We start from the raw sequence: 12,579 nt of genomic DNA, 5'->3' as shown, positions 1-12,579 counted from the left end.
TAACTCAGTCGCTACGCTAAGATTTTTACTCTTTAGGATGAATCATCTCTGAGGGTATAACATAACGGTCAAACTCCTCAGGCGTTAAAAGCGAAAGCTTGACGCATGCTTCTTTGAGACTTAGATGCTCTTTGTGCGCGAGCTTTGCCACCTTGGCTGCATTTTCGTACCCAATGTGAGGATTGAGTGCTGTGACCAGCATCAACGAGTTTTTAAGGTTATGAGCGATCTTTTCACTATTGGCTTCAATGCCCTCCACACAATGAATACGAAACGACTCCATGACATCTGCAAGTAACCTAACTTGCTGTAAAAAGTTAAGAATGATGACAGGTTTAAAGACATTGAGCTCAAAGTTACCTTGACTTGCACCAAATGCTATCGCTGTGTCTGAGCCAAACACTTGGCATGCAACCATCGTAACTGCTTCAGCTTGGGTTGGATTGACCTTGCCTGGCATGATGGAGCTTCCCGGTTCATTCTCAGGAATGTTTAGCTCACCAATACCACAACGTGGACCCGAAGCGAGCCATCTGATGTCATTGGCTATTTTCATCAAGTTTGCCGCTAAACCTTTGTTTGCCCCACTCGCAAATACAAGTGCATCGTGTGAGGTTAAGGCATGAAATTTATTTGGAGACGAGACAAAGGTTTTACCTGTCAGTTTTGTAAGCTCTTCACTGACAAATTCACTCAGTTTTGGATGGGCATTGATGCCCGTTCCCACAGCCGTTCCACCGATGGCAAGTTCGCGTAAAGATTCAAGTGCTTGGAGTATATGTGAAGAGGAGTGCTCCAACATACTGCGATACCCACTAAATTCCTGTCCCAAGGTAAGTGGTGTCGCATCTTGCAAGTGTGTACGACCTATTTTGATGATGCCAGCAAACTCTTTTTCTTTGCTTTCCAGTGTCTCTTTGAGCTTTTCAAGGGATGGAAGCAGTTGCTCTTCGATTTCGATCACACTGGCAATGTGCATGGCTGTTGGAAATGTATCGTTCGAGCTTTGAGACATATTGACATGATCGTTGGGATGAATGAGCTTCTCTTTTCTAAAATCGCCCCCTAATATCTCCGTTGCGCGATTGGCGATGACTTCATTTAAGTTCATATTGGTCTGTGTACCACTGCCGGTTTGCCAAATGGCGAGAGGAAATTCGCCATCAAATTTTCCAGCAAGAATTTCATCGCATGCTTGGATGATAGCGTTTGCTTTTTTGGCATCGAGTTTGTTTAGTTTTTGATTGACAGATGCTAAGGAACGCTTTAGAAGTGCAAAGGCGCGAATAAGCTCTTTTGGCATCTTTTCTGTGCCGATTTTAAAATTTTCCAAACTGCGCTCAGTTTGAGCACCCCAGTAACGCTCATTGGGAACTTTGATCTCGCCCATAGTGTCTTTTTCGATTCTATAATCCATAATGACTCCTTTGTATTATATAAATCATTATGGCACAGGGAGGTTTGAAAGAAATATCGCTTTTTAAATTACATCAAAATTCTATTATTGATCTTATATTTCGATGCCAAAATAGTGCTTGACCACATAGCCTATGCCAAAAGAGATTAACGCGACACCAAAGGTTATGTAGGACATCTCACGCACACGTTTCCAAAATGGCAAATCCTTTGCCACAGAAATGTAAAAATTGTATAACCCAATTATCAGTACGGCACCAAAAAACATCCAAATAATCGCTACAGAAATTTTCTCACATATAAAGAATGGTGCTACCAAAATAGCCGTCGTCAAAATATACGAAACGCCTGTATAAAGGGCATATGTCATCGGTTTTATCTCAGCACCTATGTTTTCTTTAGACTCCAAATAAGCTGACCCTGCCATCGAAAGTGCTGCTGCTATACCCATAATCAAACCAGTAATACCTACCACAACACTTTTGTCAAAGGCTAAAGCAATACCACTCAGCGTTCCCGTAAGTTCCACCAAGGCATCGTTCATACCCAAAACAATTGCACCAGCATAGAGAAGTTTTTTATCGTGAAGCATATCGATGAGTTCTATTTCATGGTTAATTTCTTGCTCGTAAATGGCGTTTGCCTTATCATCGATCGCAATAAGCTCTTTGTAAAATTGTTTTGCATCTTCTTCACGTCTCTCCAAAAATTTGAGTGTAAAAGAGATACCAACAATTTTGGAAAGCAAAAGATAGAAAAAAACGACATGAGCGCGAGGCTTGAGTTCTTGTTTGGTAAAAGAGAGTAGATAGGTATAGTGACCTTTCTCTTCCTCTGAAATCTTGTGAAATATAAGTTTATTTGCCTCGTATTTATCAGATACAGAAAGCATACTGTATATCGTAAAATCATCGATTTCATTTTGCTGTTGCGCCAATGCTTTTTTGAGATTTAGTTCATGTGCCATCTTCGCTCCTTTGTATTTCACCTTGACTACATTATATCCCTCTTTAAAGATAATTTTTTTACATGTAAAAGTGTAAACCATTTTGATGTGCTATAATGCCTGCTTTAAAATGCGGGTGTAACTCATTGGTAGAGTGTTAGCTTCCCAAGCTGAAAGTAGCGGGTTCGATTCCCGTCACCCGCTCCACATTTAAACATCCCAAAAGGTTCATAGTGAGAGATAAACTCCAAAAAATAGCACGCCATCCTGCCACTAAAAAAATACTTACAGACATGAAACCTGAGAAATCATTTTGGGGAATTTTAGGCGTTATCTTCTTTTTTATTGCACCTGAAATTGTTGCTTATTTCTATTCAATTGACATTGTTCAATACGCACAAAATGGCTTGGCAATGCACCCTGAAACCATAGAGCGTTACAACTATGAAATCTTAATCAAACTCTTTGAAGATGGCGTAAGTTGGTTCAATCTTGGCTTTGGAGTAGTTTTACTAGTGTGGTTATTTTTTTAAAAATGCTTTACATGTAAAGTAGAAGTAGAAGTAGAAGAAAATTTACTGATCGTCAGGCTTATAAACCTGACGATCAATAACTCAATTATTAAAGTTTAGCAAGCGCTTCTTTAGCGTATTTTATACCAAGTTCATAGGCTTTAATATTGTCAGCGTGAACTTTTTCTGGTACTTTAGAAAGCATGACATCGCGGACTAAATCGTGTGCTAGAACATGTGTCATCTCAACAGTAATCGCCAAAGCAACAACAGACTGAGTAATAACATTTCCAACTTCTTCTTTAGCAATGGTAATAAGTGGAATCTCGATGATCTTCCATTTTTTACGATCTTCTTCGTTTACCGTAACCAAGTTTGGTTCAACAACGATGATGCCATCTGGTTTTACACCATTTTTGAATTGATTAAAGCTTACTTGCGCTGTAGCGATCATAAACTCAATCTCCCCCTCATTGGCGTAAGGGAAAAGGATCTCACTCTCATCAAGTAAAATGTCAACTTTTGTTGGTCCACCACGTACTTGAGAGGTATAGGTAGATGCTTTGACACCATAACCGCCCTCTTTGATCTTCGCAACCGCTAAAATCTCACCCGCCAAGATAACACCCTGACCACCTACACCTACGAAACGTAATTGTCTTCTCATCAAGGGCTCCTTATAGCTGTACGGTTGTTTTATTTTGTGCTGCGTAAATGACTTTGTCATACGCGTCACAGTATTCGAGTTTGCCCTCTTCTTGTTTGAGGATGCCAGTTGGGAATTTACCCACACGTTCTTCGTCACTTAAAAGGTCAAACTTCTTCTTACCAACAATGCGACCTTCAATCCATTCAAGATTTTGTACCGCTTCGCCCATTTTGTTTTTACGTCCAAGGTTAATGTGGCAGTTAGAGAATACATCAAAGAATGAGTAACCTTTATGAGAAAAACCTGCTACAAACATCTTTTCCAATTTTTGAGGATCAAGTACAGACTCACGAGCAACAAACGTAGCGCCTGCAGCATCTGCAAGGCGCGCTGCATCGAAGGTAGGATCAACGTTACCGTAATTAGCTGTTGCTGTCCAAAACCCTTGAGGAGTTGTTGGGCTGGTTTGAGAGTTGGTCAAGCCATAGATAAAGTTGTTGATCAAAATATGGTTAAGATCAATGTTTCTTCTACAGCCATGAATGGTATGATTACCACCAATTGCTAAACCATCACCATCACCTGTGACGACAATGACATGTTTTTCAGGGTTTGCAAGCTTGATGCCTGTTGCATAAGCAATCGCACGACCATGTGTTGTATGTACTGTGTTACAGTCAATGTACGAACTAAAACGTCCACTACAACCGATACCTGAAACAACACATACATCATTCATATCCCAACCCATCGAATCGATAGCACGAATAACAGATTTTAAGATAACACCATCACCACAACCCCAACACCATAAGGTTGGCATTTTATCTACACGTAGATATTTATCGTAATTAAATGCCATTACATCATCTCCTTAACTTTAGCAACCATTTCTAATGGAGCGATTGGACGACCGTTTGCTTTGTGCAATGTTGCGAAATCATCTCGTTTCATAACACGCTGAATTTCTTCCAAGTACTGTCCCATATTAAGCTCTGTTACCATGATTTTCTTAAATTTCTTGCCAATCTCTTGAAATTTTGCAACAGGGCTTGGCCACAACGTAATTGGTCTAAAAAGACCCGCTTTAATGCCATCATTTCGAAGTTTCATAACCGCTTCTTTCGCACCACGACTGATACTACCATAAGCGATAATACAGACTTCAGCATCATCAAGCATAAACTCTTCGTAATGTACAAGATCATCTGTTTTTTTATTGATTTTATTCATTAAACGTTCAATGTTATATTCACATGCAGCACCATCTTCCGTTGGGAACCCCATGTCCCCATGATGAAGCCCCGTTACATGGTAGTGATAGCCTTTAAAGAAAGGGTTCAGTACCGCTGGCTCTGTTGGAGCAGCTGCGTAAGGTTTATAATCTTTAGGGTCGCCTGTAAACTCAGCACGCTTTACAACGCTCTTCTCAATCTCTGCAAGATCAGGAAGAATCGCTTTTCCGTGCATGTGCCCAAGTGTCTCATCTAAAAGAACAAAAACAGGTGTCATATATTTTTCAGCGATGTTAAACGCTCTGATAGTCTCAGTGTAAGCTTCTTCAAGACTGCCTGGGCAGAGTGAAATAGAGGCAAAATCGCCGTGTGTTGGGTATTTTGCTTGACCAATGTCTGCTTGAGAAACACGTGTTGGAAGACCCGTTGAAGGACCACCACGCATAACGTTGACGATTACCAAAGGAACTTCTGTGATGAAGCTGTAACCAATTTGCTCAGATTTGAGTGAAATTCCAGGACCTGATGAAGCGGTCATAGACTTAGTTCCGCTCATAGAAGCACCAAGCGCTACACAGATACCTGCGATTTCATCTTCCATTTGGATAAATTTACCACCAAATTTTGGAAGGAGTTTGCTTAAATCCTCTGCAATTTCACTTGAAGGCGTAATAGGATACCCTCCAAAAAATTTACATCCACACTCAACTGCCGCTTTTGCTACTAAGGCATTGCCGCTTGATATTACTTCTCTTGCCATCAATGATCCTTATGCGCTCAGTTTTTTAAATTTATTTTGTTTCACTTTTTCAGCTCTCTCTTTAGAAGTTTCTGAAAGTTTCGCAAATTTAAATTCACTTTTATCTGCTACGTAAATAGCAAAATCAGGACAATGCAATTCACAATCCCTACATCCAATACAGGCCTCTGGAACAACAACCTCTATCATAGATCCTAATGTCGAATTTGGTGCTTGAACCATACCTAAGACACCTGCTGGACACATACTGACACAAATATCACAAGCTTTACACCTAGAGACGTTAACCCATACCGGTGTATTACTTGGAGCGGTGATTAAACCCATCCTTCATTCTCCTTTTCTTAGCTCTTTTTACTCAATGTTAACCAAAATAAACTGCTAGATTGTACACTACTATAACATCTAGCAGACTTAATTTATTACTTTTTCAAAACCTCTGCGATTTTTTTACCTATTTCAGCAGGTGATTTTACAACATGAACACCCGCTTTTGTAAGCGCTTCCATTTTTTCAGCAGCAGTTCCTGCACTTCCGCTAATAATTGCACCTGCATGTCCCATACGTTTGCCCTTCGGCGCACTTTGACCTGCGATAAATGCAACGACTGGTTTTTTAATGTGTTCTTTTATAAACGCTGCCGCTTGAATTTCAAGATCTCCACCAATTTCACCAATCATTACGATCGCTTCTGTCTCTGGATCTGCTTCAAATAAAGGAAGAAGTTGTAAGTATGAAAGACCAATGATAGGATCGCCACCAATACCAACCGCTGTTGTAATACCAAAGCCTTCATTACAGACTTGGTTCGCACCTTCATAGGTCAATGTACCTGATTTACTGATCAAGCCGATATTGCCTTTTTTGAAAATAACACCTGGCATAATGCCGATTTTACACTCTTCAGCGGTGATAATACCTGGGCAGTTTGGTCCAATGGTTTTCATACCTTTTTTAGTCGCATACGCTTTTGCTCTTTGCATATCACGTACCGGAGAGCCCTCTGTAATAATAACAGAAAGTTCAATGCCAGCGTCAGCCGCTTCTAAAACAGCATCACCAACAAAAGCAGGTGGAACAAAAACCATACTCACGGTTGCACCTGTTGCTGCAACAGCTTCACGAACCGTATTAAATACGGGTTGTCCAAGATGCGTTGTGCCGCCTTTTCCAGGAGTAACACCACCAACGATTTTTGTACCATACGCCAAACATTGTTCAGCATGAAAACTACCCTCTTTGCCCGTAAACCCTTGAACGATGACTTTTGTATTTTTGTTAATCAATATGCTCATAATTAGTTTCCTTTAGCAGCAGCAACGGCTTTAATCGCGCCATCATTGAGATCACTTGCAGTAATAATATTTTTAATATTGGCATTTTTTAGAATTTCGGCGGCCTCTTTAGCATTGGTGCCATCAAGACGAACGATTACGGGGACATGAACATCGACAAGCTTTGTCGCTTCCAAAATACCATTTGCTATACGATCACAGCGAACAATTCCACCAAAGATATTTACAAAGATTGATTTGACGTTTGGATCTTTGAGGATAATCTCAAAGCCTTTAGCAACGGTTTGAGCATTAGCTGAACCACCAACGTCTAAGAAGTTTGCAGGAGTTCCACCTACATAGTTAATTGTATCCATTGTACCCATTGCAAGACCAGCACCATTGACCATACAGCCAACATTGCCATCAAGTTTGACATAGCTTAAGCCAAAGCCTGAAGCTTCACGCTCAATTGGGTTTTCTTCACTCTCATCGCGCATTGCTTCGATCTCTGGGTGACGAAACAGTGAGTTGTCATCAAAGCCCATTTTGCCATCAAGTGCTATAAATGCTCCACTTTTGGTTTTTACCAAAGGGTTGATTTCGATCATCTCTGCGTCATTTTCCATATAGACTTTATACAATGCTGCTGCAAATTTAATAAAACTGCTAATCTCTTCTGGTGCAAGACCTAATCCGTAAGCAAGTTCTCTACCATGAAAGGCTTGAAATCCAATAAATGGATCCACAGCAACTTTGATGATTTTTTCAGGAGAGGAAGCTGCTACTTTTTCGATCTCCATACCGCCTTCACGTGATGCCATAATAACTGGCATTTCACGAGCACGATCAAGGACAACGCCAAGGTAAAGCTCATCAGCGATATCAGCACCCTCTTCAATGTAAACTTTCTGAACCAGTTTGCCCGCAGGTCCAGTTTGGTGAGTGACCAAGGTCATACCAAGAATTTCATTTGCAAGTGTTTTGACTTCGTCTAAACTACGTGCGAGTTTTACGCCACCGCCAAGACCGCGTCCACCTGCGTGGATTTGTGCTTTGACAACCCAGATAGAGCCACCAAGTTTCTTTGCGTTTTCGACAGCCTCTTCTACACTAAAGGCTACGTAGCCGCTTGGTGTGGGAACATTGTATCTTTTAAAGATCTCTTTTGCCTGATACTCATGAATATTCATAAAACCTCCCTGCATTGACTTAAATTAAACTTTCGATACCAAGACTCTATAGTTATCTGAACATCATAATCAATAAAAATCTTAACTATATGTTTTTTTTGTCTCTAATTTAAGTTAACAAAAGAATTTATACTGTAAAAAAATTGTTTTTTCGTAATATTTCTAATAGTTCTGCTACAGAATTTATACTTTTTGCAAACTGTTTTTGTTCATCTAAATTAAGGGGCAACTCAAGAACTTTTTCAACACCATGAGCACCTAAAACAACGGGGACACCGTTTACAATGTCATTATAGCCATATTCCCCTTCTAATAAAACAGCACAAGGAAAAATAGCTCTCGCATCGCTAATAATGGCTTCTATCATTTTCACAACAGAGTTTGCAGGAGCATAATAAGCAGATGTTCCCATATAACCCACAATTTCTGCACCACCCTCTCTTGTTTGCTCAATGATCTCTTTTATTTCTTCATCGCTCAGCAAATCGGCAAGAGCAACACCATTAACCGATGAGTAACGAGGAAGCGGAACCATGTTGTCACCATGACCACCAATCACACTTGCGGTTACTTGGCCATAACCAAAGCCCAATTTTTGAGAAATGAATGTTTCCATTCGCGCACTGTCTAAAATACCTGCCATTCCAATCACCTGATTACGTGGATAACACCCTGCTTTAAGAGCCGTATAGGTCATTGCATCCAACGGATTGGAAACCATAATAATAATAGCATTGGGAGCATATTTTCGCACTTCGTGAATAACTTGCTCTGTAATGCCAGCATTCAAAATCAATAAATCATCTCGGCTCATTCCTGGTTTTCGTGGACTTCCTGCCGTTATCACAACCACATCACTATTTGCTGCCATTGCATAATCTGTTGAATTATAAATTTGCGTATGGCTACCCTCAGGGCTTGTTGCTTGCAAAATATCCAATGCTTTTCCATGTGCAACAACGCCATGCCTATCAATCATAACAATTTCTCTACATCTTTTACGCATTGAAAGCCAATAACAAACGGTAGCACCAACATTTCCTGTACCAATAATTGAAACTTTTTTACCTTGTGACATCAGTATCTCCTGATTTTCTATAATATTTATCTTTAGTAATACCATTGTATAATTTATTATTTAATTCTTAATTAATTATCACCGTTTATCATCTTTTGGTTACATTAAACGTTATGAACCGTAAAGATTGTGGTTGATGTGATTTTAAAATGGCAAGTATGTATCGTGTTTTTCAATAGGATATAAAATTGAGAGCCATGGTAACCTATGGCTCTCATTAAGATTTTAGGGAAGAATATTAGACCGTAAAGAAATTGTTTTTTTCTAACGTCTCTAAGAGTTTATTGACAGAATCAACACTTTTTGAAAATTGATGTTGTTCATTTAAATTAAGGGGTAACTCAACGATTTCTTCAACGCCATTGGCCCCCAAAACGACGGGTACACCGTTAACGGTGTTATGGTAACCATACTCGCCATCAAGTAAAACCGCACAGGGGAAAATGGAGCGAGAATCACTCAAAATAGCCTCTATCATCTTAACCGTCGAGTTAGCAGGTGCATAATAAGCAGATGTTCCCATATAACCTACAATTTCAGCTCCACCATGACGTGTTTTTTCAATAATCTCATCAATTTCAAGATCGCTGAGCAAATCTGTAAGTGCTACACCGTTTACAGAAGAGTAACGAGGAAGGGGAACCATATCATCCCCATGCCCACCCATAACACTCGCTGTTATTTGTCCATAGCCAAAACCAAGCTTCTGCGAAATAAATGTCTCCATACGAGAACTATCCAAAATACCCGCCATTCCAATAACACGACCTCGTGGATAATTTCCTGCTTTGATGGCAACATACGTAATAGCATCTAAAGGATTGGAAACGGTGATAACGATGGCATCTGGTGCATAGATTTTAACTTGCTCAATAATACCTTTGGTAATCTTTGCGTTAATCATCAAAAGATCATCCCTGCTCATACCTGGTTTTCGGGGACTGCCTGCAGTAATAACGATAATATCGCTGTTTGAAATATGTTTATAATCGCTTGAAGCGCTAATAAGTGTATGGCTGCCTTCAGGACTGGTAGCTTGGGAGATGTCAAGGGCTTTGCCAACGGCAACGCCCTCAACGAGGTCTATCATCACAATTTCACGGCAACTTTTACGCATGGCTAACCAATAGCAAATTGTTGCTCCCACATTTCCTGCTCCGATAATTGAGACTTTTTTTCCTTGTGACAATGAGACTCCTTCTTTACATGTAAATCAAAAATTACGCTTTGAGTGCATCCAAAGCTTTGTTAAACGTAGCGCTTGGACGCATTGCCTTGCTCGTTTTTTCAAAATCAGGTACATAGTACCCACCCATATCGACCGCTTTTCCCTGTATAGTATTTAGCTCATCAACGATTTTTTGCTCATTGGTTTTCAGTGTTGTAGCGAGCGGTTTAAATTGCTCAGCTAACGCTTGATCTTCATTTTGTGCAGCCAATGCTTCAGCCCAATACATCGCTAAATAGAAATGGCTTCCACGATTGTCTAACTCGCCTACTTTTGAAGAAGGAGATTTGTTGTTATCCAAAAATTTACCCGTTGCAGCATCGAGTGTTTTTGCCAAAATAGAAGCTTTTTTATTGCCAACAACGTTATCCAAATGCTCAAGAGAAGCAGTCAACGCCATAAACTCTCCGAGTGAATCCCAACGCAAGTGATTTTCTTCGACAAATTGTTGAACGTGTTTTGGTGCAGAACCACCCGCGCCTGTTTCAAACAATCCACCACCACTCATCAATGGAACGATTGAGAGCATTTTAGCTGATGTTCCTACTTCTAAAATAGGGAAAAGATCGGTCAAATAATCACGTAAAACGTTACCTGTCACAGAGATCGTATCAAGCCCTTTCACAATGCGTGCTAAGGATTCACGAATGGCATTTTCAGGCGTCATAATTTTAATATCAAGATCTTTAAGGTCGTGCTCTTTGAGATATTTTTCAACTTTTTTAATCATCTGCGCATCGTGAGCACGTGCGGGATCAAGCCAGAAAATGGCGGGTGTATGACTTAAGCGTGCTCTGTTGACCGCTAGTTTGACCCAGTCTTTAATCGGTGCATCTTTAGCTTGGCAAGCACGGTAAATGTCACCTTTTTCAACAGGATGTTCCATCAAAACTTTGCCACTTGCAATTTCTACGATGCGAACACTACCATCGGTATCACATTGGAACGTTTTATCATGAGAGCCGTATTCTTCAGCTTTTTGAGCCATAAGACCAACGTTTGGCACAGAACCCATTGTTTTTGGATCGAGTGCTCCATTTTTCTTACAAAAATTCATCGTTTCTTCATAAATACGTGCATAACAGCGATCAGGAATCAACGCTTTTGTATCGTGTAAGGCACCATCTTCGCCCCACATACGACCAGACTCTCGAATACACGCTGGCATCGAAGCATCAATAATCACATCGCTTGACACATGTAAATTAGTAATACCTTTGTCAGAATTAACCATCGCAAGTTTAGGACGTTTTGCGTATACAGCTTTAATATCGGCTTCAATCGCGGTTTTTTGCACTTCTGGGAGTGTTGCTATTTTGGCATAAAGGTCGCCTAGTCCATTGTTGGCATTGACACCAATCTCTTTAAAAAGAGTGGCATGTTTTTCAAAAACATCTTTGAAAAAGACTTTGAGCGCATATCCAAACATAATCGGATCGCTGACTTTCATCATTGTTGCTTTTAAGTGCAAAGAGAGAAGGATGCCACTTTTTTTAGCTTCTTCCATTTGTGCTTCATAAAATGCTGAGAGTTTTTTACTACTCATATAGGTGCCATCGATGATTTCATCTTTTAAAAGAGCTAATTTATCTTTTAGTATCGTTGTTTTTCCATCTTTGCTTAAAAGCTCAATACGAACCGTAGTCGCTTCTGGTATAGTGACTGATTTTTCATTACCGTAAAAATCACCTTCAGTCATATACGAAACATGCGATGCAGAATCACTGGTCCATTTTCCCATTTTATGTGGATTTTTACGTGCGTACTCTTTAACACATAAAGGAGCACGTCTGTCTGAGTTTCCTTCGCGAAGAACGGGGTTAACCGCGCTACCTAAGACTTTAGCATAGCGTGCTTTAATCTCTTTTTCACTCTCATTGGCAGGGTTTTCTGGGTAATTAGGAACCTTATAGCCTTTTTCTTGAAGCTCTTTAATGGCTGCTTGAAGTTGTGGCAAGGAAGCACTGATATTTGGTAATTTGATAATATTAGCTTCGGGCTGATTTGCAAGTTCACCTAGGTACGTAAGATCATCATTGATCTTTTGCGTAGCCGTTAGATTTTCAGGGAAGTTGGCAAGAATACGACCACAGAGCGAAATGTCTCTGGTTTCGATCTCAATATTGGAGCTTGCGGTAAATGCTTTAACAATCGGTAACAAAGAATACGTTGCGAGTGCGGGAGCTTCATCTACTTGTGTATAGATGATTTTACTTGTTTTTTGAACCATAATTACCCCTTTTTTTAACTAGATTTTGGTAATGCTACCAGTTTCTTTATTTCTCTTT

General features: G+C 40.0%; 12 protein-coding genes and 1 tRNA gene. 2 read left to right on the top strand and 11 right to left on the bottom strand.

Annotated features, from left to right (window positions below):
• Nucleotides 1-25: 25 nt before the first annotated feature.
• Complete coding sequence (gene fumC / locus SAR02S_RS04835) at nucleotides 26-1,417, bottom strand: class II fumarate hydratase (protein ID WP_041957476.1); 1,392 nt, start codon at nucleotides 1,415-1,417, stop codon at nucleotides 26-28.
• 93 nt (nucleotides 1,418-1,510) lie between these two features.
• Complete coding sequence (locus SAR02S_RS04830) at nucleotides 1,511-2,383, bottom strand: VIT1/CCC1 transporter family protein (protein ID WP_041957473.1); 873 nt, start codon at nucleotides 2,381-2,383, stop codon at nucleotides 1,511-1,513.
• 111 nt (nucleotides 2,384-2,494) lie between these two features.
• On the opposite strand from SAR02S_RS04830, the gene SAR02S_RS04825 reads away from it, so the two are divergent.
• Together SAR02S_RS04825 and SAR02S_RS04820 are read left to right on the top strand one after the other, a co-directional pair.
• A tRNA-Gly gene (locus SAR02S_RS04825) sits at nucleotides 2,495-2,569 on the top strand.
• 26 nt (nucleotides 2,570-2,595) lie between these two features.
• Nucleotides 2,596-2,895, top strand: a complete 300-nt coding sequence (locus SAR02S_RS04820; RefSeq protein ID WP_041957471.1) for a hypothetical protein — start codon at nucleotides 2,596-2,598, stop codon at nucleotides 2,893-2,895.
• Nucleotides 2,896-2,983: 88 nt separating this feature from the next.
• Here SAR02S_RS04820 and SAR02S_RS04815 read toward each other — a convergent pair whose 3' ends face one another.
• The 9 genes from SAR02S_RS04815 to SAR02S_RS04775 form a co-directional block, all read right to left on the bottom strand.
• Entirely contained in the window at nucleotides 2,984-3,541 is a 558-nt protein-coding gene (locus SAR02S_RS04815) for a 2-oxoglutarate:acceptor oxidoreductase subunit OorC (RefSeq protein WP_041957468.1), read from the bottom strand.
• A gap of 10 nt (nucleotides 3,542-3,551) precedes the next feature.
• Nucleotides 3,552-4,385, bottom strand: a complete 834-nt coding sequence (locus SAR02S_RS04810; RefSeq protein ID WP_041957466.1) for a 2-oxoglutarate ferredoxin oxidoreductase subunit beta — start codon at nucleotides 4,383-4,385, stop codon at nucleotides 3,552-3,554.
• Nucleotides 4,385-5,518 (bottom strand): 2-oxoglutarate synthase subunit alpha, encoded by a 1,134-nt coding sequence (locus SAR02S_RS04805; RefSeq protein ID WP_041957464.1) that lies wholly within the window; start codon nucleotides 5,516-5,518, stop codon nucleotides 4,385-4,387. The genes SAR02S_RS04810 and SAR02S_RS04805 overlap by 1 nt, the downstream gene beginning before the upstream one ends.
• 9 nt (nucleotides 5,519-5,527) lie before the next feature.
• On the bottom strand, nucleotides 5,528-5,845 hold the full coding sequence (locus SAR02S_RS04800) for a 4Fe-4S dicluster domain-containing protein (RefSeq protein WP_041957463.1): 318 nt from the start codon (nucleotides 5,843-5,845) through the stop codon (nucleotides 5,528-5,530).
• 95 nt (nucleotides 5,846-5,940) lie between these two features.
• Nucleotides 5,941-6,813, bottom strand: a complete 873-nt coding sequence (gene sucD / locus SAR02S_RS04795) for a succinate--CoA ligase subunit alpha (RefSeq protein ID WP_041957461.1) — start codon at nucleotides 6,811-6,813, stop codon at nucleotides 5,941-5,943.
• Between the two features lie 2 nt (nucleotides 6,814-6,815).
• Nucleotides 6,816-7,985, bottom strand: a complete 1,170-nt coding sequence (gene sucC / locus SAR02S_RS04790; RefSeq protein ID WP_041957459.1) for an ADP-forming succinate--CoA ligase subunit beta — start codon at nucleotides 7,983-7,985, stop codon at nucleotides 6,816-6,818.
• Between the two features lie 127 nt (nucleotides 7,986-8,112).
• Nucleotides 8,113-9,063 carry a malate dehydrogenase gene (gene mdh, locus SAR02S_RS04785; protein ID WP_041957457.1) on the bottom strand — a complete coding sequence of 317 codons (951 nt, stop codon included), beginning with the start codon at nucleotides 9,061-9,063 and terminating at the stop codon, nucleotides 8,113-8,115.
• A 238-nt stretch (nucleotides 9,064-9,301) separates the two neighbouring features.
• The gene (gene mdh / locus SAR02S_RS04780; RefSeq protein ID WP_041957455.1) at nucleotides 9,302-10,252 is read right to left on the bottom strand and encodes a malate dehydrogenase; all 951 of its coding nucleotides are present in this window, start codon (nucleotides 10,250-10,252) and stop codon (nucleotides 9,302-9,304) included.
• 31 nt (nucleotides 10,253-10,283) lie between these two features.
• On the bottom strand, nucleotides 10,284-12,521 hold the full coding sequence (locus tag SAR02S_RS04775; protein WP_041957454.1) for an NADP-dependent isocitrate dehydrogenase: 2,238 nt from the start codon (nucleotides 12,519-12,521) through the stop codon (nucleotides 10,284-10,286).
• Nucleotides 12,522-12,579: the final 58 nt, after the last annotated feature.

It is taken from the genome of Sulfurospirillum arsenophilum NBRC 109478 (genome assembly GCF_000813345.1).
Lineage (GTDB): Bacteria > Campylobacterota > Campylobacteria > Campylobacterales > Sulfurospirillaceae > Sulfurospirillum > Sulfurospirillum arsenophilum.
This window is presented reverse-complemented; position numbering and strand designations above follow the sequence as displayed.

What these genes read in the sequence shown, in the direction of transcription:
- fumC (WP_041957476.1), bottom strand. Translation starts at nt 1,417, where the DNA reads ATGGATTATAGAATCGAAAAAGACACTATGGGCGAGATCAAAGTTCCC.
- SAR02S_RS04830 (WP_041957473.1), bottom strand. Translation starts at nt 2,383, where the DNA reads ATGGCACATGAACTAAATCTCAAAAAAGCATTGGCGCAACAGCAAAAT.
- SAR02S_RS04815 (WP_041957468.1), bottom strand. Translation starts at nt 3,541, where the DNA reads ATGAGAAGACAATTACGTTTCGTAGGTGTAGGTGGTCAGGGTGTTATC.
- SAR02S_RS04810 (WP_041957466.1), bottom strand. Translation starts at nt 4,385, where the DNA reads ATGGCATTTAATTACGATAAATATCTACGTGTAGATAAAATGCCAACC.
- SAR02S_RS04805 (WP_041957464.1), bottom strand. Translation starts at nt 5,518, where the DNA reads ATGGCAAGAGAAGTAATATCAAGCGGCAATGCCTTAGTAGCAAAAGCG.
- SAR02S_RS04800 (WP_041957463.1), bottom strand. Translation starts at nt 5,845, where the DNA reads ATGGGTTTAATCACCGCTCCAAGTAATACACCGGTATGGGTTAACGTC.
- sucD (WP_041957461.1), bottom strand. Translation starts at nt 6,813, where the DNA reads ATGAGCATATTGATTAACAAAAATACAAAAGTCATCGTTCAAGGGTTT.
- sucC (WP_041957459.1), bottom strand. Translation starts at nt 7,985, where the DNA reads ATGAATATTCATGAGTATCAGGCAAAAGAGATCTTTAAAAGATACAAT.
- mdh (WP_041957457.1), bottom strand. Translation starts at nt 9,063, where the DNA reads ATGTCACAAGGTAAAAAAGTTTCAATTATTGGTACAGGAAATGTTGGT.
- SAR02S_RS04775 (WP_041957454.1), bottom strand. Translation starts at nt 12,521, where the DNA reads ATGGTTCAAAAAACAAGTAAAATCATCTATACACAAGTAGATGAAGCT.